At 74.3% G+C, this 24245-nt stretch carries 22 protein-coding genes; 6 read left to right on the top strand and 16 right to left on the bottom strand.

The features are described 5' to 3' along the window. Position 1 precedes the first annotated feature (1 nt). The 3 genes from ACFQ8C_RS17120 to ACFQ8C_RS17130 all read right to left on the bottom strand — a co-directional run bounded on the left by ACFQ8C_RS17120 (position 2) and on the right by ACFQ8C_RS17130 (position 2598). Positions 2-835, bottom strand: a complete 834-nt coding sequence (locus ACFQ8C_RS17120) for a class II glutamine amidotransferase (RefSeq protein ID WP_383457759.1) — start codon at positions 833-835, stop codon at positions 2-4. 94 nt (positions 836-929) lie between these two features. Beyond that, positions 930-2015, bottom strand: coding sequence for a YihY/virulence factor BrkB family protein (locus ACFQ8C_RS17125; protein ID WP_383457761.1), 1086 nt, complete (start codon positions 2013-2015; stop codon positions 930-932). A gap of 109 nt (positions 2016-2124) precedes the next feature. Further along, the gene (locus ACFQ8C_RS17130) at positions 2125-2598 is read right to left on the bottom strand and encodes a VanZ family protein (RefSeq protein ID WP_383457764.1); all 474 of its coding nucleotides are present in this window, start codon (positions 2596-2598) and stop codon (positions 2125-2127) included. Between the two features lie 439 nt (positions 2599-3037). Between ACFQ8C_RS17130 and ACFQ8C_RS17135 the strand changes: the two genes are divergently transcribed. Next, entirely contained in the window at positions 3038-3718 is a 681-nt protein-coding gene (locus ACFQ8C_RS17135) for a DUF4230 domain-containing protein (RefSeq protein WP_383457765.1), read from the top strand. Positions 3719-3733: 15 nt separating this feature from the next. Here the strand turns inward: ACFQ8C_RS17135 and ACFQ8C_RS17140 are convergent, their stop codons facing one another. Beyond that, positions 3734-5857: a SpoIIE family protein phosphatase gene (locus ACFQ8C_RS17140; protein WP_383457768.1), complete on the bottom strand. Its 2124-nt coding sequence runs from the start codon at positions 5855-5857 to the stop codon at positions 3734-3736. Between the two features lie 84 nt (positions 5858-5941). Further along, positions 5942-6793: an RNA polymerase sigma factor SigF gene (locus tag ACFQ8C_RS17145; RefSeq protein ID WP_383457770.1), complete on the bottom strand. Its 852-nt coding sequence runs from the start codon at positions 6791-6793 to the stop codon at positions 5942-5944. Positions 6794-7027: 234 nt separating this feature from the next. On the opposite strand from ACFQ8C_RS17145, the gene ACFQ8C_RS17150 reads away from it, so the two are divergent. Further along, positions 7028-7450 (top strand): ATP-binding protein, encoded by a 423-nt coding sequence (locus tag ACFQ8C_RS17150; RefSeq protein WP_383457773.1) that lies wholly within the window; start codon positions 7028-7030, stop codon positions 7448-7450. Between the two features lie 86 nt (positions 7451-7536). On the opposite strand, the gene ACFQ8C_RS17155 is transcribed toward ACFQ8C_RS17150, so the two are convergent. The 3 genes from ACFQ8C_RS17155 to ACFQ8C_RS17165 all read right to left on the bottom strand — a co-directional run bounded on the left by ACFQ8C_RS17155 (position 7537) and on the right by ACFQ8C_RS17165 (position 11065). Further along, a complete protein-coding gene (locus ACFQ8C_RS17155) occupies positions 7537-7962 on the bottom strand; it encodes an SsgA family sporulation/cell division regulator (protein WP_383457775.1) in 426 nt (141 codons plus the stop codon). A 485-nt stretch (positions 7963-8447) separates the two neighbouring features. Further along, entirely contained in the window at positions 8448-10661 is a 2214-nt protein-coding gene (locus ACFQ8C_RS17160; protein WP_383457778.1) for a SpoIIE family protein phosphatase, read from the bottom strand. Then, on the bottom strand, positions 10658-11065 hold the full coding sequence (locus ACFQ8C_RS17165) for an STAS domain-containing protein (protein ID WP_383457781.1): 408 nt from the start codon (positions 11063-11065) through the stop codon (positions 10658-10660). The genes ACFQ8C_RS17160 and ACFQ8C_RS17165 overlap by 4 nt, the downstream gene beginning before the upstream one ends. A 229-nt stretch (positions 11066-11294) precedes the next feature. On the opposite strand from ACFQ8C_RS17165, the gene ACFQ8C_RS17170 reads away from it, so the two are divergent. Next, positions 11295-11552: a WhiB family transcriptional regulator gene (locus tag ACFQ8C_RS17170; RefSeq protein ID WP_383457784.1), complete on the top strand. Its 258-nt coding sequence runs from the start codon at positions 11295-11297 to the stop codon at positions 11550-11552. Between the two features lie 131 nt (positions 11553-11683). Here ACFQ8C_RS17170 and ACFQ8C_RS17175 read toward each other — a convergent pair whose 3' ends face one another. Further along, entirely contained in the window at positions 11684-12133 is a 450-nt protein-coding gene (locus tag ACFQ8C_RS17175; protein ID WP_383457787.1) for an ATP-binding protein, read from the bottom strand. Between the two features lie 119 nt (positions 12134-12252). Further along, positions 12253-13437: a PP2C family protein-serine/threonine phosphatase gene (locus tag ACFQ8C_RS17180; protein ID WP_383457789.1), complete on the bottom strand. Its 1185-nt coding sequence runs from the start codon at positions 13435-13437 to the stop codon at positions 12253-12255. Between the two features lie 107 nt (positions 13438-13544). Here ACFQ8C_RS17180 and ACFQ8C_RS17185 point away from each other — a divergent pair, with 107 nt between their 5' ends. Beyond that, complete coding sequence (locus ACFQ8C_RS17185; protein ID WP_383457792.1) at positions 13545-14057, top strand: MarR family winged helix-turn-helix transcriptional regulator; 513 nt, start codon at positions 13545-13547, stop codon at positions 14055-14057. Between the two features lie 117 nt (positions 14058-14174). Here ACFQ8C_RS17185 and ACFQ8C_RS17190 read toward each other — a convergent pair whose 3' ends face one another. The 4 genes from ACFQ8C_RS17190 to ACFQ8C_RS17205 all read right to left on the bottom strand — a co-directional run bounded on the left by ACFQ8C_RS17190 (position 14175) and on the right by ACFQ8C_RS17205 (position 22476). Further along, complete coding sequence (locus ACFQ8C_RS17190) at positions 14175-15350, bottom strand: PP2C family protein-serine/threonine phosphatase (RefSeq protein WP_383457796.1); 1176 nt, start codon at positions 15348-15350, stop codon at positions 14175-14177. Positions 15351-15412: 62 nt separating this feature from the next. Next, positions 15413-15781 carry an STAS domain-containing protein gene (locus ACFQ8C_RS17195; protein WP_383457799.1) on the bottom strand — a complete coding sequence of 123 codons (369 nt, stop codon included), beginning with the start codon at positions 15779-15781 and terminating at the stop codon, positions 15413-15415. 77 nt (positions 15782-15858) lie between these two features. After that, on the bottom strand, positions 15859-18333 hold the full coding sequence (locus tag ACFQ8C_RS17200; protein WP_383457802.1) for a SpoIIE family protein phosphatase: 2475 nt from the start codon (positions 18331-18333) through the stop codon (positions 15859-15861). A 120-nt stretch (positions 18334-18453) separates the two neighbouring features. Next, positions 18454-22476, bottom strand: coding sequence for a HAMP domain-containing protein (locus tag ACFQ8C_RS17205; protein ID WP_383457805.1), 4023 nt, complete (start codon positions 22474-22476; stop codon positions 18454-18456). 280 nt (positions 22477-22756) lie between these two features. On the opposite strand from ACFQ8C_RS17205, the gene ACFQ8C_RS17210 reads away from it, so the two are divergent. Then, entirely contained in the window at positions 22757-22984 is a 228-nt protein-coding gene (locus ACFQ8C_RS17210) for a DUF5133 domain-containing protein (RefSeq protein WP_383457808.1), read from the top strand. A gap of 87 nt (positions 22985-23071) precedes the next feature. Here the strand turns inward: ACFQ8C_RS17210 and ACFQ8C_RS17215 are convergent, their stop codons facing one another. Then, complete coding sequence (locus ACFQ8C_RS17215; protein ID WP_383457811.1) at positions 23072-23233, bottom strand: hydrophobic protein; 162 nt, start codon at positions 23231-23233, stop codon at positions 23072-23074. 119 nt (positions 23234-23352) lie between these two features. Continuing rightward, positions 23353-23748 (bottom strand): hypothetical protein, encoded by a 396-nt coding sequence (locus tag ACFQ8C_RS17220; RefSeq protein WP_383457813.1) that lies wholly within the window; start codon positions 23746-23748, stop codon positions 23353-23355. 269 nt (positions 23749-24017) lie between these two features. Between ACFQ8C_RS17220 and ACFQ8C_RS17225 the strand changes: the two genes are divergently transcribed. Then, on the top strand, positions 24018-24191 hold the full coding sequence (locus ACFQ8C_RS17225; RefSeq protein ID WP_383457815.1) for a CsbD family protein: 174 nt from the start codon (positions 24018-24020) through the stop codon (positions 24189-24191). The last annotated feature ends 54 nt before the right edge of the window (positions 24192-24245 follow it).

Genomic DNA, 24245 nt, shown 5'->3' on the forward strand with positions numbered 1-24245 from the left:
GTCAGGCCGCCGCGGGGGCGAAGCGGTGGAGTTCGTCGACGCCCGGCTGCACCACGCCGTAGCTGTTCTCCGGCACCTCGTTCCAGGCACCGGGCAGGTCCCCGAGGGGTTCGGAGACGATGAGCCGGGTCTCTCCGGAGATGCCCCGCAGGAACTCGACGTCGGGGTGGAGCCGGCGCAGGGCCTCCACCCGGCTGCTGTAGAACAGCGAGCGGGAGGCCCGGGCGCTGGAGTAGCGGAAGGCCCAGACGCGCTCGCCGTCGGTGAGCGCGAGGGTCATCTGGAGGGGGTGCTCCACCCCGTGCTCACGGCCGACCCGTTCCACGACGCCCGCCATCCTGGCGACGGCCGCGGGCGGGTCCTCGTCGAGACCGTAGGTGAGGGCCAGGTAGAACATGACCTCGGAGTCCGTCGTGCCCTCGATGTCCGCGTAGAGCGCGGGGTCGACGAGCATGGTCAGGTCGCGGCGCAGGCGCGGGAACCCGGCGATGGCGCCGTTGTGCATGAACATCCAGCGGCCGCGCCGGAACGGGTGGCAGTTCGACTGCTGCACCGCCGTCCCGGTCGACGCCCGGATGTGCGCGAAGAACAGCGGGGACCTGACGTGGTCCGCCAGCTCGCGCAGGTTGCGGTTGCTCCAGGCGGGCCCGACCTCGCGGAGGAGCGCCGGGGTGTCGTTGTGATCCGAGTACCAGCCGACGCCGAACCCGTCGCCGTTGGTGGTCTCCACTCCGAGTTTGGAGTGCAGGCTCTGGTCGATGAGGGAGTGCTCCGGCCGGTACAGGATCGTTTCGAGCAGCACCGGTGTCCCCCAGTACGCGAGCCATCTACACATACGCGATCACCCGGGTCCTCGCACTCCACGCCGTCCGGTCCTCCCATTCTCGGTACCGTCCCCGCGCGGCGCCACAGCAGCGCCCGCGCCCCCCTCACCCGCCCTGACGGCGCCCCTCCTCGCCCGGCAGGCCGGCCCCGCGCCGCTCCTCCTCGCTCCACGCGCGCGTGTCGCGGGGTTCGACGTACGGCTCCCGGTCCGGCGGCATGCCTCCCGCCACCGCGCGACGGCGCAGCAGCTCGGCGTCGAACTCCAGGCCCAGCAGCACGGCCAGGTTGCCGATCCACAGCCACACGAGGAACACGACGACGCCGGCCATGGTGCCGTAGACCCGGTTGTACGAGGCGAACTCGGCCACGTACACGGCGAAGCCCGCCGAGGCCGCCAGCCAGATCAGCAGGGCGAGCACGCTGCCGGGCGTGATCCACCGCCACCCCCGGCCCTTCGCGTTCGGGCTCGCCCAGTACAGCAGGGCGATCATGACCACGGCGAGCAAGAGGAGGGCGGGCCACTTGGCCACCGACCAGACCGTCAGGGCGGTGTCGCCGACGCCCAGCAGGTCACCGGACCGGCGCGCCACGTCCCCGCTGAGCACGAGCAGCAGGGCGCCGACGGCGGCCATCACCGTCAGCGCCACCGTCATGCCGAGCCGGATCGGCAGCAGTTTCCACACGGGACGCCCCTCGGGCACGTCGTGGACGCGGTTGGCGGCGCGCATGAAGGCGCCGACGTAGCCGGAGGACGACCAGAGCGCGAGCACGAGGCCGACCACGGCCATCGTGGCCCCCGTGGCGGCGTTGTCCCGCAGGGACGCCATCGCCTGTTCCAGGACGTCGCGGGCGGGTCCCGGCGCCGGTTCGAGCAGGCTCTCCAGCACTCTGTCGGTGGTCCGCCGCCCGCTGATCCCGAGCAGCGAGACGAGGGCGAGCAGCCCGGGGAAGAGCGACAGCACGCCGTAGTACGTCAGCGCCGCGGCCCGGTCCACGAGCTCGTCGTCCGTGAACTCGCGCACCGCCCCCTTGAGGACCGCGGACCACGAGGCCCCGGGGAGGTCGGCCGGCGAGTCCGGGGCGCGCGCCTCGACGGCGGGGCCCGGTCCGGCCACCTCGGTGTCGGACGGTGCGGGGTGCGGGGTCCGTCGCTCCGGCGCCCGCCGTTCGGGGATGCTCCGTTCGGCCATGTCGGCGCGCGTACCCGCGCCGCCCGGTCCTACGCCGCCCGGCCCCGCGACGGCCGGTCCCGCGACGGCCGGTCCCGCGGGCCGGCACTTCCGGGCTCACCCGGTCGGCTCACCCGGTCGGGTCGCCCGCGCGCCGGCGCCACCAGCGGGGCCGGGTGCGGGGATGGACGGCACGGCCCAGTCGCCGGCCGGCGATCACGTAGCCGAGGAGCGCTCCCGTCGTGTTGAGGAGGACGTCGTCGATGTCGAAGGCGCGGCCCGTGACGAGCGCGCCCTGCACCAGCTCCACGAGCAGCATGGTGGCCGCGGTGACCGCCGCGACACGGAGGAAGCCGCGGGCCCTGCGGGACAGCAGCGGCAGCAGGATCCCGAAGGGGACGCCGAGGAGGACGTTCCCCCCGAGCTGCTTGACGGTGTCCACGAAGCCGGGCCGGCCGAGGTAGCTCCCGATGGACCGACCCGGGGTCAGGTTGCTGTGGGTGAGGGGTACGGAGGCCGGTGAGGCCGCCAGGGTCAGCCGGGCCAGGACCACGGCGAACGCCACCATGCCCGCGAGGGCCGCCAGGGCGACCAGCGCCCGCACGAACCGCCCCGGCCCGCGACGGACCGGGGTCGCCGCCGTCGCTCGCGGCCTCCCCTTCGCCCGCGGCGCCCGGGTGTCCGGCGCCTCCCGGCCCGGCCGGCTCCCCGTCGGCCCGTCCCCGTCCCCTCCCCTTCCGGCCGGGCCGCCGGCACCGGCGGTCTCCGTTCCCCCGCCCGGCTCGTCCCGGGGCCCGGCGGGGGCCGCCGTCCCGCCGCCCGCCGCTCCGGCCCGTCCGCCCCACGCTCTCCATCCGGCCATGTGCCCGTTCCTCCCCTGGACGATCCTCCGTGAACGGACCCCGCGTACCCGCGCCGGGGCGGCCGCATGCCGTGCGGTCCACCGGGCCCCCTCCTCCGCCACACCCGCCTCCTGGGTACCAATGGGCTTGATTCCGGCGAGAGTTGGGATTGAGACGCGCGGAGCCGGGCACCCGGCGGCCATGGGAGTGGACACCGAGAACAGACCCGCATCGCCCAGCCCGGCGCGGCAGCGCTCCGGAGCGAGGTGGCGCCTCGTCACCGTCGCCCTGCTCGCGCTCGCCGTCGCCCTCATCCTGATCGGCCAGTTCCTCAGGCTCCCCGGTCTGGACGTCTTCGGCACCGACGTGAAGGACCGCTCCGGTCCCGCCGTCCTGAAGTCCGTCCAGGACCTGAGCCGGTACGAGGGCGCGGCGGGGACCTACCAGGTGGTGGTCGACCTGGAGCACGACGCGCGGTTCCTGCCCGACGCGATCCGCGGCACCCGCACCCTGTACGTGGCCAGCGGCAGCGTCGGCGCCTACGTCGACCTGGGCGGCCTCGGGGACGACGCCGTGACCGTCGACGCCGACCGGACCGGGGCCACGCTCCGTCTGCCGCACGCCCGGCTGGCCGCCGCGGCGCTCGATCCGGAGCGCTCGTACGCCGTCTCCAAGCAGCGCGGACTGCTCGACCGGCTGGGCGACCTCTTCTCGGACAACCCCGCCGGCGAGCAGGCCGTGAACGTCCTCGCGGCCCGGCGGATCGGCGACGCCGCACGCGAGTCCGACCTGACGTCCCGGGCGGAGCGGAACACCACCGCGATGCTGGAGGGACTCCTGCGCGGCCTGGGCTTCGAGCGGGTGACGGTCGCCTACGGGTGAGCCTCCCCGCCCCGGCTACCGGCTGCGCAGGAGGAACAGGGCGATGTCGTCCGTGTGGCGGTGCGGGGGAGCCGCGTGCCGGAGGACCGTGTCGGCGACCGCGTCGAGGGACCGGTCCCCCACCCGGTCCAGGTGGTGGGCGAGGTCGGCGAGGGCGTCGGTGATGTCCGTGCCGGGGCTCTCCACCAGCCCGTCGGTGTAGAGCGCGAGCAGGGACCCCGGGGGAAGGTCGGCGGTGGTGACGGGGTAGTCGGCCTCGGCGCACGGCCGGATGCCGAGCAGCGGGCCGGGGTCCACGGCGAGCGGGGCGGTGCGCGGCACGCCGGCGGGACCGCGCAGCAGCGGCGGCAGGTGTCCCGCGCTGGCCAGCCGGAGGCTCCGCTCCGCGAGGTCGATGTGAAGGTACAGGCAGGACACGAAGAGGTCGGTTTCGAGGTCCATCAGGACGCGGTTGGTACGGGCCAGGACGTCGCCGGGACGGGAGCCGGCGGTGGCGTGGACGGCGGTGCGGACCTGGCCCATGAGGGCGGCGGCGTTGATGTTGTGGCCCTGCACGTCACCGATGACCGCGGCGGCGGCCGTGTCGTCGAGGCGGATCAGGTCGTAGAAGTCCCCGCCGACGTCGATGCCGTGGGCGGCCGGGAGGTAGCGGGCGGCGACGGCCAGCCGGGGGACGCGCGGGAGGGTCCCGGGGAGGAGCGCCTGCTGGAGGCCGTGGGCCAGATCGTGCTTGGCGTCGTACAGCAGCGCCCGGTCCATGGACTGGGCGATGAGCCCGGCCAGGGACACGAGCACGGCGCGGTCGCCCGCGCTGAAGGGGTGCTCGTCGTCGTAGGACAGGATGCAGCAGCCCACCCGGCGCTCGGCGACCACCAGGGGCAGGAACGCCCAGGCCTTCTTGTCGCTGACCAGGGGGGCGCGCGGGTGGGCGCGGACCATCTCGGCGCGGTCGGCGTAGAAGGCGGGCACGCCGCTGCGCAGGACGTGGCCCACGGGGGCGACCGCGGTGTCGATCGGCAGGCCGTCCAGGCGTGCCACGGTCCGAGGGTCGTAGCCGCGGTGCCCGATGATCCTGAGGCGGCCGGCGTCGGCGGCGGAGACGACCATGCCCTGGGCCCCGAAGGCGGGGAGGATCTGGTCGGCCACGGTGCCGATGACGTCGGACACCGTGACGGTCTGGCTCAGCGCGGCGGACAGGTGCATCAGCTGGTGGATCCGGCCCGCGCCGACCGTGTCCGCCGAGCCCTCCGGGGCGGCGGCGACGCGGGGCGGCGGAGCGTCGGCGGACGACTCGCGCGCGCTCGGCGAGATGAAGGCGCTCATGCCGCTGTCGCCGGGGTACAGCCAGATGTCGTACCGGCGGTCGGGCGGCCCCGTCGCCGTGTAGGCGACCGGCTCGCGGCTGAGCACGGCGGTGCGGTACCGGTCCTCGTGCACCGGGGAGTCGAGCCAGGGCACCGACTGCCAGGGCAGGGTGCCGAGGAGGCTGTCGGCACTGCGGCCGAGCAGCCGGGCGGCCGCGTCGTTGACGTAGGTGACGCGGCCCTGGAGGTCGATGCCGAGCGCGCCGACGGGCAGCCGGCTCAGCAGGTCGTCGGCGGCCATCCCGGTCTGCGCCGGGTCCGGACCGGTGTGGAGCAGGGGGACCGCGCGCGGCTCGTCGGGGATGCCCCGGGAGCCGGGCTCCTCGTCCAGGATCCGGGTGACGCCGCTCGCGCTCGCCAGGACGGCGCCGCGTTCGCGCCGGGTGAGCGAGGGCGGATGGCTCTTGGGCCAGACGAGCGCCAGCGCCCCCCAGCGGCGGGCCCCGCGCAGGGGCGCGAACGCCAGCGCGAACTGGTACGGAAGGCCCGCCGCGGCGTTGGGATACAGCCGGGCCATGTCCTCCTGCCGCCCCACCCACACGAGGTGGTCCTCCCGCACGGCCTCCGACAGCGGTCCGGCCGCGGACACCGCCACCCGCCACCACGGCGCCACCGCTCTGGCCGGCATCCCGCACACCGCGGCCAGGTGCAGCACCGGCTCGTGCGGCGCGAGCAGGTACACGCCCGCCGCCAGCGCTCCCGTGCGCTGCACCGCCGCGCTGAGCGTCCGCTCCAGGGACGCCTCTCCGCCGGTCGCGGGGCCGTCATCGCTCATACGACCGACATTAGGCCCGAAACCGCCTCCGCGGCTGCCCGGCCCGCGCCGGTGGACGGGCGGGCGGCCGGCCGGCGGGCCCGCTCAGCCGCTTTCCAGCAGGCCCGCGCGCAGGCGCTTCATGGTGCGCGCGAGCAGGCGCGAGACGTGCATCTGGGAGCAGCCGAGGCGTTCCCCGATCTCGGCCTGGGTGAGTTCCTCGACGAACCGCAGGTGGATGATCCGCCGATCGCGCTCGTCGAGGTCGGCGATGAGCGGGGCCAGCGACTGGAAGTCGTCCACCAGCGCCATCGCGGGGTCCTCGCTGCCGATGAAGTCGGCCAGCGAGGCGTCGCCGTCCTCGTCCTCGCCGCCGAGCGCGGCGTCGAGCGACGAGGAGTTGTAGCCGTTGGAGGCCAGCCGGGCCTCGGTGACCTCCGCCTCGGTGAGGCTCATGAGTTCGGCGAGCTCCTTGACCGTCGGCGTCCGGCCGAGGCGCGTGCTCAGTTCCTCGGTCGCCTTGGCCAGTTCCACCCGGGCCTCCTGGAGCCGGCGGGGCACGTGCACCGCCCACGAGGTGTCCCGGAAGAACCTCTTGATCTCGCCGACGATGTAGGGCACGGCGAAGGTGGTGAACTCGACCTCCCGCGAGAGCTCGAAGCGGTCGATCGCCTTGATCAGGCCGATCATGCCGACCTGGACGATGTCCTCCATCTCGTCGGCGCGGTGGCGGAACCTGCCCGCGGCGTAGCGGACCAGGCTCATGTTCATCTCGATGAGGGTGTTGCGCGCGTACTGGTACGCGTGGGTCCCCTCCTCCAGCACCGTGAGCTCCTGGAAGAAGACCTTCGACAGGGCCCGCGCGTCCCTGGGTGCGACCGCCGACGTGTCCGGGATCACCGGCAGCGTTCCCGTTCCGGCCTCGATCCCCGTTGCCGTCATCGTGGTGACCGTCACACCATTCCCCTTTCACGTGTATCCCGTTCCGGGACGCGTGGCCCTGTGGCTCGTCGCCTACCCCGAGCTCTCCGCTTCACACCGACGGTCTTCCCGCCGGTGCGGCGCGGGGCTGAGGGGCCCTCAGCCGCCGGGTCCGGAAGGCCCGTCGGGGCCGCCGGGGGCCGGTCGCCGGGTTCTTCCCCCGATCGCCGGGCAGACGGAACGTGCGATGTGGTCGTCGGAAGGAGAGTCATGACGCAGGATCCCTCGATGAGAGCGGTCGGATGGGCGCGGTCGCTGCCCCTCGGCAGCAGTGTGAAGACGGCGCGGGACTGGACGCGCGGGCACCTCGCGACCCTCGGCTGGGACCGGACCTCGCCCGACGTGGCGGACTCCGTGGTGCTGGCCGTCTCCGAGCTGGTCACCAACGCCCACGTGCACGCCCACAGCGACGCACAGCTCATCCTCACGTGGGACGAGCGGTGTCTGCACGTCACCGTGCACGACGGGTCGCCCCGGATTCCCGAGCAACGCAGCCCCGACGACGGTGCCCTGGGCGGGCGCGGCCTGTTCCTGGTCGACGCCCTCGCCGACGAGGTGCGGACCCATCCCTGTCCGCGGGGCAAGGACGTCACCGCCTGCTTCCGGCCGTCCCCGTCCGGCCGGCCGGACTGAGCGGCGTACGCGCGGGCGGGCCGCCCGGAGCCGTACGGGGACGCGTGCGGCACGCGTCCCCGTACGGCGGCCTCGCGCACCACCCCTCAGTGCCCGAGGGAGGCGAGCAGGGGGCCCCAGTCGATGTGGCGTTCCTCCGTGCCCTGCGGCACCAGGACGAACGTGTCGCGCACCAGGCGGGCGAGCACCTCCTGGTCGCACCGGACCGTGACGCGGTGCGTGACGTCCCCGAGCCGCAGGAGGAGCCGGCCGTCGAGGGCGGGCCGCAGGTGGACCTCTCCCTCGCCGACGGACTCCAGGGCTCCGGTCAGGACCATCGCGCGGTCGAGCCGCCACACCACGGAGTCCTCGCCGGGGAGGTGGAAGGCGATGCTCAGCGCGTGGGGGTCGCGGGAGGTGTAGCTGACGGTGGTGTCGATCCGGACGGCCACGTCCGGGCCGAGCAGTTCCATGGACACGGGCTGCGCGAGGACGCGCGGTGCGGGGAGCGGCGCGACGCGGTGCTGGGGCATGAGGTCCTCCGGCTGAGGGGACGTTCGGCGAGGGGTGCGGTGTCCGCTTGACCCGTCCCGCCCCTGTTACACCTCGCGCCGGCGAGACGGATGCGCCGGTGGTGTCGGAGTTTCGTGAAGACCGTGAAGACGTGAAGACGTGCGGGCCGCGGGCCGTCAGGGGCCGGTGGACGGACGGACGGCGTACGGCGCGGTGAGGGCGACGACCGCCCTGTCGTCGCGCGGGATCGGCGGACGCGGGTGGCCGGCACCGCTCGGCCGCGGCCCCACCCGCCCGTCCGGACGGAGCGCGGAGGCCGGCACCAGGGTGGCGAAGCGGGGGTGACGGGCGGTCAGGAGGGTGCCGTTCGGCCGCCTCGGGACGCGCGCGGCGGCCCGCCGCCCTCCCGGTCGACGACGGCTCGTCCGTCCCCCCTTCCCCGGGGCGCGCCGCGCGTCGGGCGGGCCTCCCTCTTCCGGTCGGCCCCCGGTGCCGGAAGGGCCGTTCAGGTGGCGGTGAGGACGAGCACCGCCCGGTCGTCGTCGATCTCGTGGCCACCGGTGAACTCGCGCACCGTCCGGGTGACGGCGTCGACGACCTCCTGGGCCGAGGGGCGGGGCGGGGCGGCGGCGACGGCCTCGGCGAGGCGCCGCTCGCCGAACTGCTCGCCGTCGCCGTCGCGGGCCTCGGTGATGCCGTCGGTGTAGAGCAACAGGCTCTCGTGCGGGGCGAGACGGAGGGTGCGGGAGGCCACGTCGACGTCCGGGGAGATGCCGAGCAGGGACCCGGGGGCGTCGACGAGGCGGGTGGAGTGGCGGGAGTCGAGGAGGAGGGGGAGGGTGTGGCCCGCCCTGACCAGTTCGACCTCCAGTCCGTCCGCGGTGGGGGTGAGCCGGCCGTACACGAGGGTGACGAAGCCGGTTCCGTGGCTGCCCGGCCTGTTGACGAGGGCCCGGTTGACGGCCGCGACGACGTCCGCGGGACCGGGCAGGAGGGGGGCGACGGCCCGTGCGGTGTGGCGTACGAGGGCGGTGGTGGTGGCGGCGATGGCGCCGCGTCCGCAGACGTCGCCGAGCAGGAACGCCCACCGGCCGTCGTCCAGCGGGAAGACGTCGTAGAAGTCGCCGCCGATGTCGAGGCCCTCGCCGGCCGGGTGGTAGGAGGTGGCGACGTCCGCGCCGGGCACGTCGGGGAGTTCCGGCATGAGCAGCCCGGCCTGGAGGTCCCGGGCGAGGGTCACCCGGTGGGTGTACTGGCGGGCGTTGCGGGCGGCGGAGGCGGCGCGCCGGGCGAGTTCCTCGGCGAGGGCCACGCGGTGTCCGTCGAAGGCGTCCTCCTCGGTGGAGAGCAGGGTCACGGCGCCGAAGGCGGTGCCCCGGTCCAGGAGCGGGACGCACAGGTAGCCGGTGACTCCGAGTTCCTTCCAGGGGCCGGGGCCGGTGGGCCCGCGCCGCGCGACCTCGCTCACGCGCGTGGCGAGGACCCGGGCGACGGCGTCGTCGTCGGGGTCGTAGACCGGGAGGTGCGAGGCGAGGACCCGGCGCCACCGGTCGTCCGGGGCCGCCGCGGCGACGCGGCGCAGGCGCCCGTTCTCCACGATGTCGACGGCGCACAGCGACGCCAGGCGCGGGGCGCAGGAGTCGGCCAGGCGCTCCAGGGTCTGGACGGCGTCGAGGTCGACGGTGAGGGCCGTGCTGGCCCGCAGGAGGAAGGCGAGGTCCTCGCGGGCCGCCCGCTCCCGGGTCTCGGCCGCCGTGCGGGCGGTCTCGGCCTTCTGCCGCTCCACGGCGAGCGCCGCGGTGTCGGCGAAGAGGCGGGCGAGGACCAGGTCGGCCTCCCGGGGGGCGCGCGGGGTGCGGTGGTACATGGCGAACGTGCCCAGGAGGGTGCCGTCGCGCCCCAGGACGGGCGTGGACCAGCAGGCGGACACCCCGGCCCGCCGCGCCAGGTCGCGGAAGTCGTCCCACAGGGGGTCCGTGGTGATGTCGGAGACGATCACGGGTTCACGGCGGTGGGCGGCGGTGCCGCAGGATCCGACGCCCTCGCCGACGTCGATCCCGTCGATGGCCTCGTTGTAGAAGTCGGGCAGGCTGGGGGCCGCTCCGTGGAGGAGGCGCCTGCCGTCGTCGTCGGCGAGGAGGACGGAGACCGCGAGGTCGTCGGTCGACAGCTCCTCTATCGCGCGGGCCATGCCGTCCAGGACCTCGCCCAGGGGCGCCTGACGGGCGATCCGCTCCAGGAGCACACGGTGTTCCGCCGTGAACCGCTGGGCCTGCCTGACCTGGGTCGTCTCCACCCCGATGACCCGGACGCCGGTGACGTTGCCGCCGGAGTCGACGCGCGGCTCGTAGGTGAGGTCGAAGAACGCCTCCCGGTGCCGGGCCCCGTCGCCGAGGAGGACCTTGGCGTCGCGGCCGGTGTGCGGCTCGCCGGTGCGGTAGACCCGGTCCAGGAAGGCGATGAGTCCCTGGTCGGCGGGTTCGGGCAGCAGCTGCCCGAGGGGTACGCCGGTGCGGGCGTGCCGGCCGGCCCCGATGGCGCCGAAGAAGGCCGGGTTCGCGCTCTCCACGGTGTGCGCCGGTCCGGCGAGGGACGCGAAGACCGCGGTCGCCTGTCCGAACAGGGCTCGGAGGTCCTCCTCCGCCGGGCCGACGGCGGCGGGACCGGTGTCCTCCGCCCGGCCGGGCCGGTGTGGCTGCTGACCCGGTACGCGCCTCATGCGGTCTCTTCCCTGTTCTGCCGGGCCGGTGCCACGGCTCCGGTGGCGGTGTCCGGGCCCGCCGGTCCCGCGGCGAGTGCCCGTTCCGCGTCGGGGTGTGCGGTGAAGATCCGGTCCAGCCCCGTCAGGGCGAAGAGGCGGAGGACCGTGGGCGGTACGGCGGCGAGCGTCAGGAGCCGGCCCTGGGCGGAGAGTCTCCGGTGGAGCCGCAGCAGGGCGCTGACGCCGCTGGAGTCGCAGAAGGTCACCGCGGCCAGGTCGACCACGACGGGCCCCTTCCCGCCGGACGGTGCCGGCTCTCCGCGCGCGGCCTCGTCGAGCTGCACGGCGCTGTCGAAGTCCAGTTCACCGCGCAGCACCAGCACCGTCCCCCGCTCCTCCTGCCCGACCTCTACCGAGAACACCCGCGCCTTCCTCCGTCCCGGCTCCCGCGCGGACCTTCCCGGCGCGAGGAGCGGCTCCGACTTCCCTGCCCCCTTCCGCGTTCCCCACCCCTTCGGATTCAAGACGGTGGGAAGTCGGCCGGGCCCGGTGACACGCGGGCGCCGGACCGGTCACCGCCCGGGTTTCGAGGGCGGGCGAACGGTCAGGCGGACGGGGACGGAACCCCGACTCGTGTACCAGGAGGCTCGCATGGACAGCTGGCGTACGGCCGCCGCCTGCCAGGAGGTCGACCCCGATCTGTTCTTCCCGGTGGGGATGGGGTCGCCCGCCCTGGCCCAGGCCGAAGAGGCCAAGAAGGTCTGCGGGCGCTGCCCGGTGCGGAACCGGTGTCTGCGTACGGCCATGGCGGATCCCCACCCGCCGGCGGGTGTGTGGGGCGGCCTCACCGAGGCCGAGCGGCAGGCCCTCCGGCGCCGGTCGGCCCGCCGGGCGGACGCGCGGCGGTGAGGGCCCGGCCGGCCGGCTCCCCCGGTGCCCTCCCGGGCCGGGCGGGCCGGTGCGGAGCCGTGGGGTCGGCGCGCGCCCCGGCGCTCCGGGTCGACCGGGCGGACCGGGCGCTCCGGGTCGACCGGGCGGGCCTACTCGGGCAGGAGGGAGAGGAGGGCGCGGACCCGCTTCCCCTCCGGGGCGGGCTCCACGGTCAGGCTCTCGCAGACCGCGACGACGATCTCGACGCCGTGCTGGCCGATGCGGCGGGGATCGTGTCCGCGGGGCACGGGGGCGGCGGCCTCGCCGTCGAAGACCGAGATCTCCAGGGTGTCCCGCCGCAGCTCCAGCCGCAGTCGGCAGGGGCCGGCCGTGTGCCGGATCGCGTTGGTCACCAGCTCGCTGACCACCAGCTGCGCCAGTTCGACGCGCTCGTCCGGCACCGGTTCGGGCCGCACGGACGGGGCGGCGGCGAGGAAGTCGGCCGTGAAGGCGCGGGCGGAGGCGATCGCGCCGCCGCCGTGGGAGGCGTCGTCGTAGACGGCGCTCACGGACAGCAGGGGCTCCGGTGCTGCACGCTCCGCGGTGATCGCGTCCGTCATGGCGCTGCTGCTCCCCTCGTCCGGGTGGGTCGGCTCGGCTGGTCGCCTCGTACTCCGCCTTTCCCCACTTCGCCGTTCCCACACCGCCCGCACCGGGGATCACACCCGCCGGCGGTGCGTCAGGGGGACGGCGGGGGTGGGGCGGGCTCCCCGCCCCGTCCCGCTTCCGGTGTCCCGGCCCCGTGTCCGCGCCAGTCGAGACAGAGTACGAGGACGGTGTCCGGAGCGCCACGGGGCGTCTCGCGCAGGGCCCGCACGACCGCCCCGGGGGCGTCCGCGCCCCTCAGCCGGCCGGCCCCGGCCAGGGCGCGGGCGACCGGACCGTCCGGTGCCCCGTGCTCCCCCGCGGCGACGAAGACCAGCCGGTCGCCGCGGCGGAGGCTCAGGTGCTGGGTGGCGTAGACGGTGTCCTCGAACATGCCGAGGGGCAGCTGGCGGTCCAGTTCGATGCGCTCGGTCGTCGTGCCGCGGATCCGCCAGAGCGTCGGCGACCCGGCGTCGACCACCTCGATCTCGCCGCTGTCCAGGTCGAGGCGGAGCAGCAGGGCGGCGAGCGGGCTCTTCCCGCGGTACTGCCCGTAGAGCGCCTGGTCGGTGAGGCTGGCCTGCGCCACCAGGTCGAGGCCGGCCCGGCGGGCGTTGCGGACCGCCGTCAGCGCGAGGGCGCTCACCAGGGCGGCCGGGGTGCCGGGGCCGGCGCCGTCGGCGACGGCCAGCTGGAGTCCGTGCCCGGTCACGCTCCAGTCCAGGAGGTGCCCTCCGGAGGTGTAGGCGGGCTCCCAGTAGGCGTGGAGGTCGAAGGCCGGTCCGGCGAAGGCCCGGCCCGGCAGGGTGTCCCACTGCATCTCCCCGGCGACGCTGAGGGCGTGGGTCCTGCGGGTGCGCCGGTACAGGTCGGTGTGACGGTCGGCGACGCGCAGGGCGTGTCCGAGCGTCTCGGCGACCCGGGCGAGGCTCGCGGTGGTCTCCGGGGTGCCCCGGTCGGCCGGCAGGACGACCACGAGGACGCCGAACCGGTCGCCGCGGACCGTGACGGGAAGGTAAACGGTCGCCGTGGGCCCGACATCACGGAAAAGATATGGTTGCTGCGTGCGGAAGACGCGGCCCGCGGGGCCCGCGTCCACGGGCACGTGGGGCATCCCGGCGGGTGTCTCCACGGGTTCCACGGGGCGCAGGGACGTGCATCCGTAGTCGATGAGCAGCAGGTCGGCGGAGGTCGCGGCGTACAGGTGCGCGAGACTGGTACGGAGGGAGTCCAGAAGGAGATGTGGTGCCGCCCCGCGCAGTGCGCCTTCCACTGTCACGTGTCGGTCCACCGGGTCCGTACCGCCTTCTGGAGAGATGTGGAGATGACCGGTCCGCCGCCAGGCCGATGTCCTCGGCCCCGAACGTCCGAGGAGTGTGGGCAGGCATGAACAGCAACCCCGCCCCGTCCCCGCGGGAACCGCAGCAGACGGCCGAGGCCGCTCGGGAGCTCATCGAGCTGCTGGAGGTGCTGTGGGAGCGCGGCCGGGACATGGTGTCGGCGACACCGGTCTCGGCGAGTCAGCTGCGCGTGCTGTACAGCCTGGACCGCGAGGAGGGCATCAGCCTGCGCACGCTGGGCGACCTGCTCGGCTCCGCGCCGCCCTCCGTGAGCCGCATGTGCGACCGGCTGGAGGCGCTGGGCTTCGTCCAGCGCCTGCCCAGCCCGGTGAGCCGGCGGCAGCTGGAGCTGCACCTGACCGTCCACGGCAAGGCGTACCTGCGGGAGCTCCGGACCCAGCGCGAGGAGGCCCTGCTCGCGGTCATCGGGGACATGTCCCCGACGAGCCGCAAGGCGCTGCTGCGGGGACTCGCCGGCTTCCAGGAGGCCCTGGAAGGAAGCGGACCGACCGCCTCGTCACGCCCCCGCACGCCGCTGAAGAACGTCAGTTCGGCCTGATCTCCGCGCGGCACCGTCTCCGGCCGGGCGCACACCCCTCGTCCTCATTGCCACCTCTGGTCGTCCTTGACGCGATCTACCGGGCACCCGCCAGGTGTTGCCCCAAGGATACAGTTGTCATTCGGCAACTGTTGACACGGTGCCGTGCCAGTCGAGACAGACGACGAGGGCGTCGTCCTCCAGCGGGACGCCGCCGTGGTGGGCGGCGAGCTCCCGCAGCACCGCCTGCGGCACGTGCGTGGGCGGCAGCAGGCGCGTCCCGCGCAGCGCCCGGGCCAGAGCCCGGTCCCCGTAGCTCTCCCCGGCGGGCGAGACGGCGGCGTACACGCCGTCGCTGCCGAACAGCAGGCGGTCCCCCGGCCGCACGGCGAACCGCTCGGGGACGTAGACGGTGTCCTCGAACATGCCGAGCGGCAACTGCGCCTCGAAGCGGACGGGTTCCACCGTGTGGCCCCGCAGCCGCCACAGGCGGGGCGAACCGGCGTCCACGGCCTCGACCTCGCCCGTGGCCAGGTCGAAGCAGAGCAGGAGCACGGAGACGAAGGCGCCGCCCCGGTACTGCGCGTACACGGCCTGGTCGGCCAGAGCGGCCTGGTCCGCGAGGGCGAGACCGGCGCGGCGGGCGTTGCGGAGCGCGTTGATCGCGAGGTTCGTCAGCAGGGCCGCCTCGATGCCCTCCCCCATGCCGTTGGTGACGGCCAGGGTCAGCCGGCCGTCCGAGACCGACCAGTCGTAGTTGTCGCCGAAGATGGCGTAGGCGGGCTCCAGGTGGGCGGCGAGGGCGAACTCGGGCCGGGCGCAGGAACGGCCGGGCAGGAGCTGCCACTGCATCTCCGCCGCGAGCGTCAGCCGCGTCGCACGACGGGCCAGGACGTACAGGTCCGTGTCGCGCTCGGCGACCAGGATCTCGTGGCCGAGCGCCTCGCAGAGCTGGGCGAGTCCCGGGAGCAGGGGCCGGAGGTCCGCGTCCGCGGGCAGGGTGACCGTCAGGACCCCCAGCCGGTCTCCGCGGACGGTGACGGGCAGGTGGAGCAGGAGCGCCCCGGCCTCCCGGAGGACGTACGGCTCCTGGGCGCCGAAGGCACGCCCCTGCGGGCTGTCGTGGATCGGGACCGACACCTCCGCCCCGGCGGTGCGCTCGACGAGCTGGAGCGTCCGCAAGCCGTAGTCGGCCAGGCGGAGTTCCACCCGCAGGGCCCCGCAGCGCTCCCGCAGGGCGTCCTCGACCACGCCCGCCAGCTGGTGCGGAGCCGCCCGGCGGAGCGCCTGCTCGATGTCGGCGATCTCGTGCACGCTCTTCCTCTTCCTCGTCGCCCGGTCCCGGCCCCGTGACCGGGGACCGCACGGCCCTTCCGCTATCTCGCGCCGCCGGCCGCGGCCAGCGCCTCCGGCACGCCGTCGTGCGGCGGCATCGTCGCCGTCACTCCGGTGATCTCCAGGATCCGCCGCACCGGCGGGGTCGGCGCGGCGAGATGCAGGTCGCCGCCGGCGTCCCGCGCCCGGTGGACCGCCCTGATCAGGACGTTCAGCCCCGACGAGTCCATGAAGGCGAGGGCGGAGAGATCGAGGACGACGTGGCACCGCCCCTGGCGGAGCTGTTCCGCCATGTGCTCTTCGAGCCGGCCGGCCGTCTCCATGTCCAGCTCACCCCCCACGGACAGCACCGCCGTGAGGGCGTCACGGATCTCGACGTCTACATCCAGGTTCGCTTCCTGCTCGGACATGTTCCCTGCTTTCCGGTGGGGGCGGTCGGTGGGCGGGCGGTCGGTGGACGGTCGGGCGGCGGGCGGTGGGGCGGGTGTCAGGACACCTGGACACCGATCACACACGTGTCGTCGTCGGTGTCCGACTTGCTGCGTGCCAGGAGCTGGTCCAGCCGTCCTTCGAGGCTTTCGGACGGCAGCCGGGCGACGGCGAGCAGCTGGGCGACGGAGTCGTGGACGGCGGTGTCCCGCCGTTCGACCAGTCCGTCGGTGTACATCAGCACGTTGTCACCGGCTTCGAGCCGGAGCTCCGCCTCCTCGTACTCGGCCTCCGCGAGCGCCCCCAGCAGCATCCCCCGCAGCAGCGGCAGGTCCACGGCCTCGTCCCCGCGCACCAGCACCGGCGGCAGGTGCCCGGCGCGGGCCCAGCGCAGCGTGCGGGTCCCGGGGTCGTACACGCCGCACACGGCGGTGGCCGTGACATGGGTGGTGAGGTGATGGGCGACGCTGTTCAGCCAGGACAGCAGCTGTCCCGGTCCCGCGCCCGTGACCGCCAGGCCCCGCAGGGCGTTGCGCAGCACCACCATCCCGGTGGCGGCCTCCACGCCGTGGCCCGCCACGTCCCCGACGCACAGCAGCACCTTCTTGTTCGGCAGCACCACGGCGTCGTACCAGTCGCCGCCGACCAGCGACTCGGACTCGGCCGGGCGGTAGCGCACGGCGACGTCGAGCCCCGGCGCGTCGAGCGGCGGTTTGGCCGGCGGCATGATGGCGTGCTGGAGCTGGAGGGTGAGCCGGTTGCGCTCCTCGGCCGCCTCCTCCGTGGCGACCAGCCGGTCGCGGGTGGCCGTGAGGGCGACCTCGGTCCAGTGCTGCGCCGAGATGTCCTGGTAGGCGCCCCGGACGACCTGGAGGACGCCGCCGGTGCCCAGGGCCGGCTCGGCGGTCACCCGGATGTGCCGCGTGACCCCGTCGTGGCGGAGCATGCGGAAGGCCGTGGAGCCCACCCGCCGCTGGTACAGCACCGCCTGGAGGAAGCGCCGGATGGTGTCCGCGTCGTCGGGATGGGCGTGGGCGGCCAGATCGCGCAGGGCGACCGGCGGCTCGGTCGACCGGCGGCCGAAGAGCTCGAAGAGCTGGCCGTGCCAGGTGATGTCCCCCGTGACGACGTCCTCCTCGAAGGCGCCGACCCGGCCGAGGCGCTGGGCGTGCTGGAGCAGGCTGGCGAGGCGCGCCGACTCGTCCTCGACGCGCCAGATGAGGAGGACGCTCGCTCCGACCCGGCTGATGCTGATGTCGGCGAGCGAGGTGAGCGGGACCTGGTCCACCAGGGCGGTGAGCCGGGCGCGGCGGGCGCGGAACGGCTCGCCGGTGGCGTAGACCCGCTCGATCCGCTCGAAGAGTTCGCTCCCGCCGGCCGTGGCGGGGTACGCCTCCAGGAGCCGCGCCCCGTCGACGGAGCCGCGGGGCCGTCCGGCCGGGTCCTGGAAGTGCGCGTTGGCGTGCCGGATGCGGAAGTCGACGAGCCTCCCCTCCTCGTCCAGGTGGGGGGTCAGGACGAGCGCGGGGTCGTAGAGGCCGTCGGAGAGCGCGGCCAGTTCCGGCGAGCCGTCCCCGCCGGCGCCGAGGGAGCCGGCCGGGGGCCGGTGCTCGGGCAGCGACTCCAGGGTGTGGGCGCAGAGTTCGGCGAGCGCCTCTATCTGACGCTCCACCGCCCGCGGCTGGGGGTCGAGCGGCCGGTCCCAGCAGATCTCCAGGACGCCGTGGATGCGGCCGCCGGTCCCGGCCGGGACGACGACCCGACCGCCGTCGGGGTGGCGCGCGCGTCCGATCGAGGGGACGCCCGCGGCCGCCAGGGAGGGATACCAGACGGTACGGCGGCCGGTCAGCGCCTGGCGGGCCGCGGTGGTCACCCCCGGCGGGACGTGGTGCCAGCGGGCCGCCTCGTCGGTGCCGAAGCCGGCGTGGCCGCGCAGGCTCAGCGAGGCGTCCGGGCCGGTGGTCCAGATCGCCACGGCGACGGCGCCCAGGGGTTCGAGGGCGTGCGTGAGCAGCGACTCGGCGACGGCCTGGGTGTCGTCCGCGCCGAGCGCCGCGCTCTCCGCCGTACGCAGCCGCACCGCGACGGAGGCGGGCCGCGCGGCCCGGCCGGGGGTGCCGGGCTCGCCGACGGCCGTGCGCACGAACTCGCCCGTGACCTCGGCGACCCGGTCGCGGGCCGCCTCGTTGATGATGTCGGCGGCCAGCTCCAGCCGGGACAGTCCGGCCCGGTCGGCGAGTTCGGCGAGCTGCCGTGCCGCCTGGGCGGGGCCGCAGCCCAGGCGCTCGACGATGACCCCCTTGGCGAGTTCGATCAGGGCGCGCCCCTCGGCCGCCGCGTGCGCGGCGCGCACCTCTCCGCGGAGCCGCTCGACCGTGGCGGTCAGCCGGCCGTCGACGGACTCGTGGCGCACCGGGGGCCGTTCGCCGCCCAGGGGGGACGGAGTCGCCCCCGCGGACGCCACGGACGCCGGGGCGCCCTGACCGGGAAGGCCGGCGGACGGGTCTCCGTCCCGGTCGCGGGGTCCGGTCACGTCGACGACTCCTCGGTCGGGGCGGCCTCGGGGCCGCCGTGCGGACAGGGACGGGGCGTGCCGGACCGGCGCGGCGCGGGCCGCGGAGCGCGGACCGGCACGGCGGGCACGGGCACGGGGCTAGTCATCGTTCAGCCAGCGGCCGACGCAGGCGACGAGCTCGTCGGCGTCGACGGGTTTGGTGACGTAGTCGCTGGCCCCCGACGCGAGGCTCTTCTCCCGGTCGCCCGGCATGGCCTTGGCGGTGACCGCGATCACGGGCAGGTCCGCGTACTGCGACAGCTCCCTGATCCGTGCCGTCGCCGTGTAGCCGTCCATCTCCGGCATCATCACGTCCATGAGGACGAGGGCGACGGACGGGTTCGCCAGGAGCGTCTCGATCCCCTTCCGGCCGTTCTCGGCGTGCAGGACCTTGATGCCGCGCAGCTCCAGGATGCCGCTGAGGGCGTAGAGGTTGCGGGCGTCGTCGTCGACGACGAGGACGGTCCGGCCGTGCAGCGCGGTGTCGATGGTCTGGGGTGCCGGGGCCCAGTGGTCCCCGCGGACCAGGGGAACGACGTCGCCGGGCTGCTCCGCGGACAGGTGCAGGGCGATCCGTTCGCGCAGCTCGTCGAGGCTGGACAGGAGTTCCAGCGGGCGGCGGCGGGCGAGCTCCTGCAGGGCGCCCTCCTCGTCGGCGGGGAGCCGGCGGTTGTTGTGGGCGAGGACGGGGACGGTGCGCAGCCCCTCGTCGCCGTCCATGGCGTCCAGGAAGCGCAGGGCGTCGCCGTCCGCCATGTCGACGTCGAGCACGACGCAGTGGAACGGCTGGGTGGCGAGCGCCGTGGCGGCCTCCTGCGGGCCGACCACCGCGATCAGTTCGATGTCCGCCCGCTCGGCGTGCCCGCCGTCGGCGGCGAGTTGCGTGACCGCGTTCTCGGCGACGACGGCGAGGAGTCCTCGTGGGCGCTCCTCGATCACGAGGAGGCGCCTCGTCGGCCGGCCGGTCGCCGCGCCGGGCCCGGCAGGCAGGGCGCGCGCGGCGCTCCGGGCGGGGAGCGGGACGCCCGTGGCGGTCTCCGTCCGCGGGACGTCGGGGTCCGGCCGTTCCGTGAAGTCGGTGCGGGTGACGGGCAGGTAGAGGGTGAAGGTGCTGCCCTCGCCGGCCACACTCCGGACCGTGAGGGCACCGCCGAGCAGGTACGCGATCTCGCGGCTGATGGAGAGGCCGAGGCCGGTGCCGCCGTACTTCCGGTTGGTCGTGCCGTCGGCCTGCTGGAAGGCGCCGAAGATGGCCTCCAGGTTCTCGGTGGCGATGCCGATGCCGGTGTCCGTGACGCGGAAGGCGACGACGGGGCCGCCCCGCTGGACCGACGGGGGCAGCTCGTCGTCCGACGCCGGTTCGATGCGGAGCTCGACGCCGCCGCGTTCGGTGAACTTGACCGCGTTCGACAGCAGGTTCCGCAGCACCTGGCGGAGCCGGGAGTCGTCCGTGACGAGGTCGACCGGGACGCCGGCGGCCGTGGAGACCGTGAAGGCGAGGCTCTTCTGCGAGGTGAGGGGGCGGAAGGTGGCCTCGACGTAGTCGAGGAGCCTGCGCAGGGGCACGCGCTCCGGGTTGAGGTCCATCTTCCCGGCCTCCACCTTGGACAGGTCGAGGATGTCGTTGATCAGCTGCAGCAGGTCGGATCCGGCCGAGTGGATGATGCCGGCGTACTCGACCTGCTTGGCCGTGAGGTTGCGGGTCGGGTTCTGGGCCAGCAACTGGGCCAGGATCAGCAGGCTGTTGAGCGGGGTGCGCAGTTCGTGGCTCATGTTGGCCAGGAACTCGGACTTGTACGTCGAGGCCAGCGCGAGCTGCTGGGCGCGGTCCTCCAGTTCCTGCCGGGCCTGCTCGATCTGGAGGTTCTTGGCCTCGATGTCGCGGTTCTGCGTGGCGAGGAGGGCCGCCTTCTCCTCCAGCTCGGCGTTGGAGAGCTGGAGCTCCTCCTGCCGCACCTGGAGTTCCTCGGTGCGCGAGCGGAGCTCGCCGGCCAGTCGCTGGGACTCGTCCAGCAGTTCGTCGGTGCGGGCGTTGGCGACGATGGTGCTGACGTTGACGCCCACCGTCTCCATGAGCTGTTCCAGGAAGTCCCGGTGCACGGAGGTGAAGGGGGTGAAGGACATGAGCTCGATGACGCCGAGCACCTGGTCCTCGACGACGATCGGCAGCACCACCAGGCTGCCCCGGGCCGTGCTGCCGAGGCCCGAGGAGATCGTGACGTAGTCGGCGGGGACGTTCTCGGCGGTGATGGCGCGGTGGTTGCGGGCGGCCTGTCCGACGAGCGACTCGCCCAGCCGGAAGCGGTCGCGTCCCCCGTCGCCGGCGGGTCGTCCGTAGGAGCCGACGAGGCCGAGCTCGACGCCGTCCGCGCCCTCCTCGGCCAGGTAGAACGCGCCGTACTGGGCGGCGACGAGCGGGGTCAGCTCGTCCATGACGAGCTCGGCGACGACGGCCAGGTCCCGGTGGCCCTGCATCAGCGCGGAGATCCGGGCCAGGCTGGACTTCAGCCAGTCCTGTTCCTGGTTGGCCCGCGTCGTCTCGCGCAGGGAGCCGACCATCGCGTTGATGTTGTCCTTGAGCTCGGCCACCTCGCCCGACGCCTCGACGGTGATCGAGCGGGTCAGGTCGCCTTCGGCGACGGCGCTCGCGACCTCGGCGATGGCGCGAACCTGGCGGGTGAGGTTGCCGGCCAGCTCGTTGACATTCTCGGTCAGCCGCTTCCAGGTCCCGGAGACGCCCTCGACCTCGGCCTGTCCTCCGAGCCGGCCCTCGCTGCCGACCTCGCGGGCGACCCGGGTCACCTCGGCCGCGAAGGAGGACAGCTGGTCGACCATCGTGTTGATGGTCGTCTTCAGCTCCAGGATCTCGCCGCGGGCGTCGACGTCGATCTTCTTGGAGAGGTCGCCGTTGGCGACGGCGGTGGTGACCTGGGCGATGTTCCGGACCTGTCCGGTCAGGTTGTTCGCCATGGAGTTGACGTTGTCGGTGAGGTCCTTCCAGGTGCCGGCCACGTTGGGCACCCGGGCCTGGCCGCCGAGCCGGCCCTCGGTACCGACCTCGCGGGCGACCCGGGTCACCTCGTCGGCGAAGGCCGACAGGGTGTCCACCATGGTGTTGATCGTGTCCGCGAGGGCGGCGACCTCGCCCTTGGCCTCCACGGTGATGCGGCGGGAGAGGTCGCCGCGGGCGACGGCGGTGGCGACCTGGGCGATCGAACGCACCTGCCCGGTGAGGTTGGACGCCATCACGTTGACGTTGTCGGTCAGGTCCTTCCAGGTGCCCGAGGCTCCCCGGACGGTGGCCTGGCCGCCGAGGTTGCCCTCGGTCCCCACCTCGCGGGCGACCCGGGTCACCTCGTCGGCGAAGGCCGAGAGCTGGTCGACCATCGTGTTGATGGTCGTCTTCAGCTCCAGGATCTCGCCGCGGGCGTCCACGTCGACCTTCTTCGACAGGTCGCCGCCCGCCACCGCCGTGGCCACATGGGCGATCGCCCTCACCTGGGCGGTGAGGTTGCCCGCCATGGAGTTGACGGAGTCGGTCAGGTCGCGCCAGGTGCCGGAGGCGCCCTTCACGTCCGCCTGGCCGCCGAGGATGCCCTCCGTGCCCACGTCACGGGCCATCCGCGTGACCTCGTCGGCGAAGGAGGAGAGCTGGTCGACCATGGTGTTGATGGTGTTCTTGAGCTCCAGGATCTCGCCGCGGGCGTCCACGTCGATCTTCTGGGAGAGGTCTCCCCTGGCGACCGCGGTGGCCACCTGGGCGATGTCGCGGACCTGGGTGGTGAGGTTGCCGGCCATCGCGTTCACCGAGTCGGTGAGGTCGGCCCAGCTCCCGGAGACGCCGGGCACCTCGGCCTGTCCGCCCAGCGTCCCCTCCGTGCCGACCTCCCGGGACACCCGCGTCACCTCGGACGTGAACAGGGAGAGCTGGTCGACCATCCCGTTGAACACCCGGGAGATCTCGCCCATCAGACCGTCCGCCTCGTCGGGCAGACGGGTGCCGAAGTCACCGTCCCGCACCGCCGTGAGTCCGGCCAGGAGCTGCCGGAGCTCGGCCTCGCCCATCGCGGCCGGTCCGGGCCGCCCCCGGCTCGAGGAGCCCTTGGTCGTCGTCTCAGACATGCCCCATCCTCGTTCCACCACGCTTCGTTCACGGACCGTCGGCCCCGGTCACGGGCCGGACGTCCGCTCCTCCGGGACGGTTCCGGCTGCCGCGATCGTTGCCGTACGGCAATCATGACGACACTACCCCTCCGTGATCGACAAGAGGAGGGCGGTGCCGGGTCATACGGCCGGAACCCGCCGTCGGCCCGGGTCCCGGGGCAGGCGCATGCGACGCCGGAGCCGGGGTACACGCGCGTCGAACCGGGCGGTAGCCGCCCTGCGGACAAGGGAGCAGAACGTGTTGATGGCCCATCCCGTGGTGCTGCGCAATCTCATCGAGCAGTACGAGACGCTCAAGGTGCTCGGGGCGGAGGACGGCGGCGACGAGGTACGCCGGCGCATGGACGACCTCGCGTACACGCTGTGCGTCTCCACCGGCACGCGCGACGTGGACACGGCGCTGATCGCGGCCCGCCACCGGCTTCCGGGCGCGCGCCCCGAGGACGACTCGGTGCTGACCGCCTGAGCCCGAGCGCACGACCGAGCCCGGCACGCTCCTGACGGAGGTGCCGGGCTCGGTCACGCCGCGGGCGGGTCCACGCAGCGGGGCCGCCTACCAGCGGTACCAGCGGCCCGTGCCGCCCTTCGGCCGGGCCACGAAGCCCACCAGCCACAGGACGAGCACGATGACGGCGACCCACCAGAGCGCCTTGAGCGCGAAGCCGGCGCCGAAGAGCAGCAGGACGAGGAGCAGCACGAGAAGCAGGGGGATCATGGAGATCGACCTCCGGAAGGACGGTTGCGGAAGGAAGACGGAGGAACGGCGGAGGCACGGCGGGAGGCGGTCGGCCTGCGTACCGGGACGCGCCTCCGGCAGGGGCGGGAAGCCCTCGTTCAGAGGCGGCGCTCGAAGAGCAGGGCGACCGGACCGAGGCCGCGCCGTGCCGCCCGGCGCCCGGCCCGCCGTCCCCACACGTGCGCGAGGGCGAGAGCGGCCGCCGCGCCCACGGCGGCACCCCCCGTCACCGCCTTGTGCGCGCGCACGGCGGTCCACAGGTCGCTCCCGGTGCCCCGCGCCCCGTGCGCGGCCGCGCGGGCCTTCTCGGCGAACGGCGCCGGGAGCACGGGCGGCTCCCGTGTGTCCGCCGGGTCGTACGCCCCCTCCGCGCCGGAGTCGGGTACCCGCTCCACGTCGGGGTCGTCCGTCCGCGGCAGGTCGGGGTAGTCCGGCACGGCGTAGGGGCCGGTCCAGGGGAACTGGTTCGGTTCGTCGTTCCGCGAAAGGCTCATGGGGGTCGTCTCGCCGGACACGCCCGGGTCAAACCTGGTCCGTCGCGCCGCCCGTCCGTCCGGCCCCGCCGCGGCCCGGCTCCAAGGCCGGCCGGGAGACAGCCGCGGTCCGGGGCGTCCCCGAGGGCCGCACGGTGATCTCCCCGCCGTACCACCGCGTCTGCTGAACGGACGGTCGGCGCGTTCGGATGGTTTGTTCTCGTCCGTACCGGTCAGACGTCCCGTGTCAGACGTGTCGGATGTGTCGCACGGAGAAGGAGTGGTTCCTGGTGTCCGGTGAGCAGAAGATGAAGGCCAAGGGCGAGCGCGCCAAGGGCAAGGCGAAGGAGGTCGTCGGCCGGATGACCGACGACGAGCGTCTGGAGGCGGAGGGCCGGGCCGAGCAGGCCAAGGGCGACGCCCGCGAGGCCAAGGAGAAGGCGAAGGACGTCTTCAAGCACTGATCGGCCGGACGACGGACCTCGTCCGCGGAAAAGAGGGGCGGCCCGCCATCCGGC

This window comes from Streptomyces sp. NPDC056503 (assembly GCF_042794995.1).
GTDB lineage: Bacteria > Actinomycetota > Actinomycetes > Streptomycetales > Streptomycetaceae > Streptomyces.

What these genes read in the sequence shown, in the direction of transcription:
- ACFQ8C_RS17175 (WP_383457787.1), bottom strand. Translation starts at nt 12,133, where the DNA reads ATGACGGACGCGATCACCGCGGAGCGTGCAGCACCGGAGCCCCTGCTG.
- ACFQ8C_RS17220 (WP_383457813.1), bottom strand. Translation starts at nt 23,748, where the DNA reads ATGAGCCTTTCGCGGAACGACGAACCGAACCAGTTCCCCTGGACCGGC.
- ACFQ8C_RS17135 (WP_383457765.1), top strand. Translation starts at nt 3,038, where the DNA reads ATGGGAGTGGACACCGAGAACAGACCCGCATCGCCCAGCCCGGCGCGG.
- ACFQ8C_RS17185 (WP_383457792.1), top strand. Translation starts at nt 13,545, where the DNA reads ATGAACAGCAACCCCGCCCCGTCCCCGCGGGAACCGCAGCAGACGGCC.
- ACFQ8C_RS17155 (WP_383457775.1), bottom strand. Translation starts at nt 7,962, where the DNA reads ATGCCCCAGCACCGCGTCGCGCCGCTCCCCGCACCGCGCGTCCTCGCG.
- ACFQ8C_RS17195 (WP_383457799.1), bottom strand. Translation starts at nt 15,781, where the DNA reads ATGTCCGAGCAGGAAGCGAACCTGGATGTAGACGTCGAGATCCGTGAC.
- ACFQ8C_RS17215 (WP_383457811.1), bottom strand. Translation starts at nt 23,233, where the DNA reads ATGATCCCCCTGCTTCTCGTGCTGCTCCTCGTCCTGCTGCTCTTCGGC.
- ACFQ8C_RS17205 (WP_383457805.1), bottom strand. Translation starts at nt 22,476, where the DNA reads ATGTCTGAGACGACGACCAAGGGCTCCTCGAGCCGGGGGCGGCCCGGA.
- ACFQ8C_RS17170 (WP_383457784.1), top strand. Translation starts at nt 11,295, where the DNA reads ATGGACAGCTGGCGTACGGCCGCCGCCTGCCAGGAGGTCGACCCCGAT.
- ACFQ8C_RS17125 (WP_383457761.1), bottom strand. Translation starts at nt 2,015, where the DNA reads ATGGCCGAACGGAGCATCCCCGAACGGCGGGCGCCGGAGCGACGGACC.
- ACFQ8C_RS17160 (WP_383457778.1), bottom strand. Translation starts at nt 10,661, where the DNA reads ATGAGGCGCGTACCGGGTCAGCAGCCACACCGGCCCGGCCGGGCGGAG.
- ACFQ8C_RS17140 (WP_383457768.1), bottom strand. Translation starts at nt 5,857, where the DNA reads ATGAGCGATGACGGCCCCGCGACCGGCGGAGAGGCGTCCCTGGAGCGG.
- ACFQ8C_RS17120 (WP_383457759.1), bottom strand. Translation starts at nt 835, where the DNA reads ATGTGTAGATGGCTCGCGTACTGGGGGACACCGGTGCTGCTCGAAACG.
- ACFQ8C_RS17150 (WP_383457773.1), top strand. Translation starts at nt 7,028, where the DNA reads ATGACGCAGGATCCCTCGATGAGAGCGGTCGGATGGGCGCGGTCGCTG.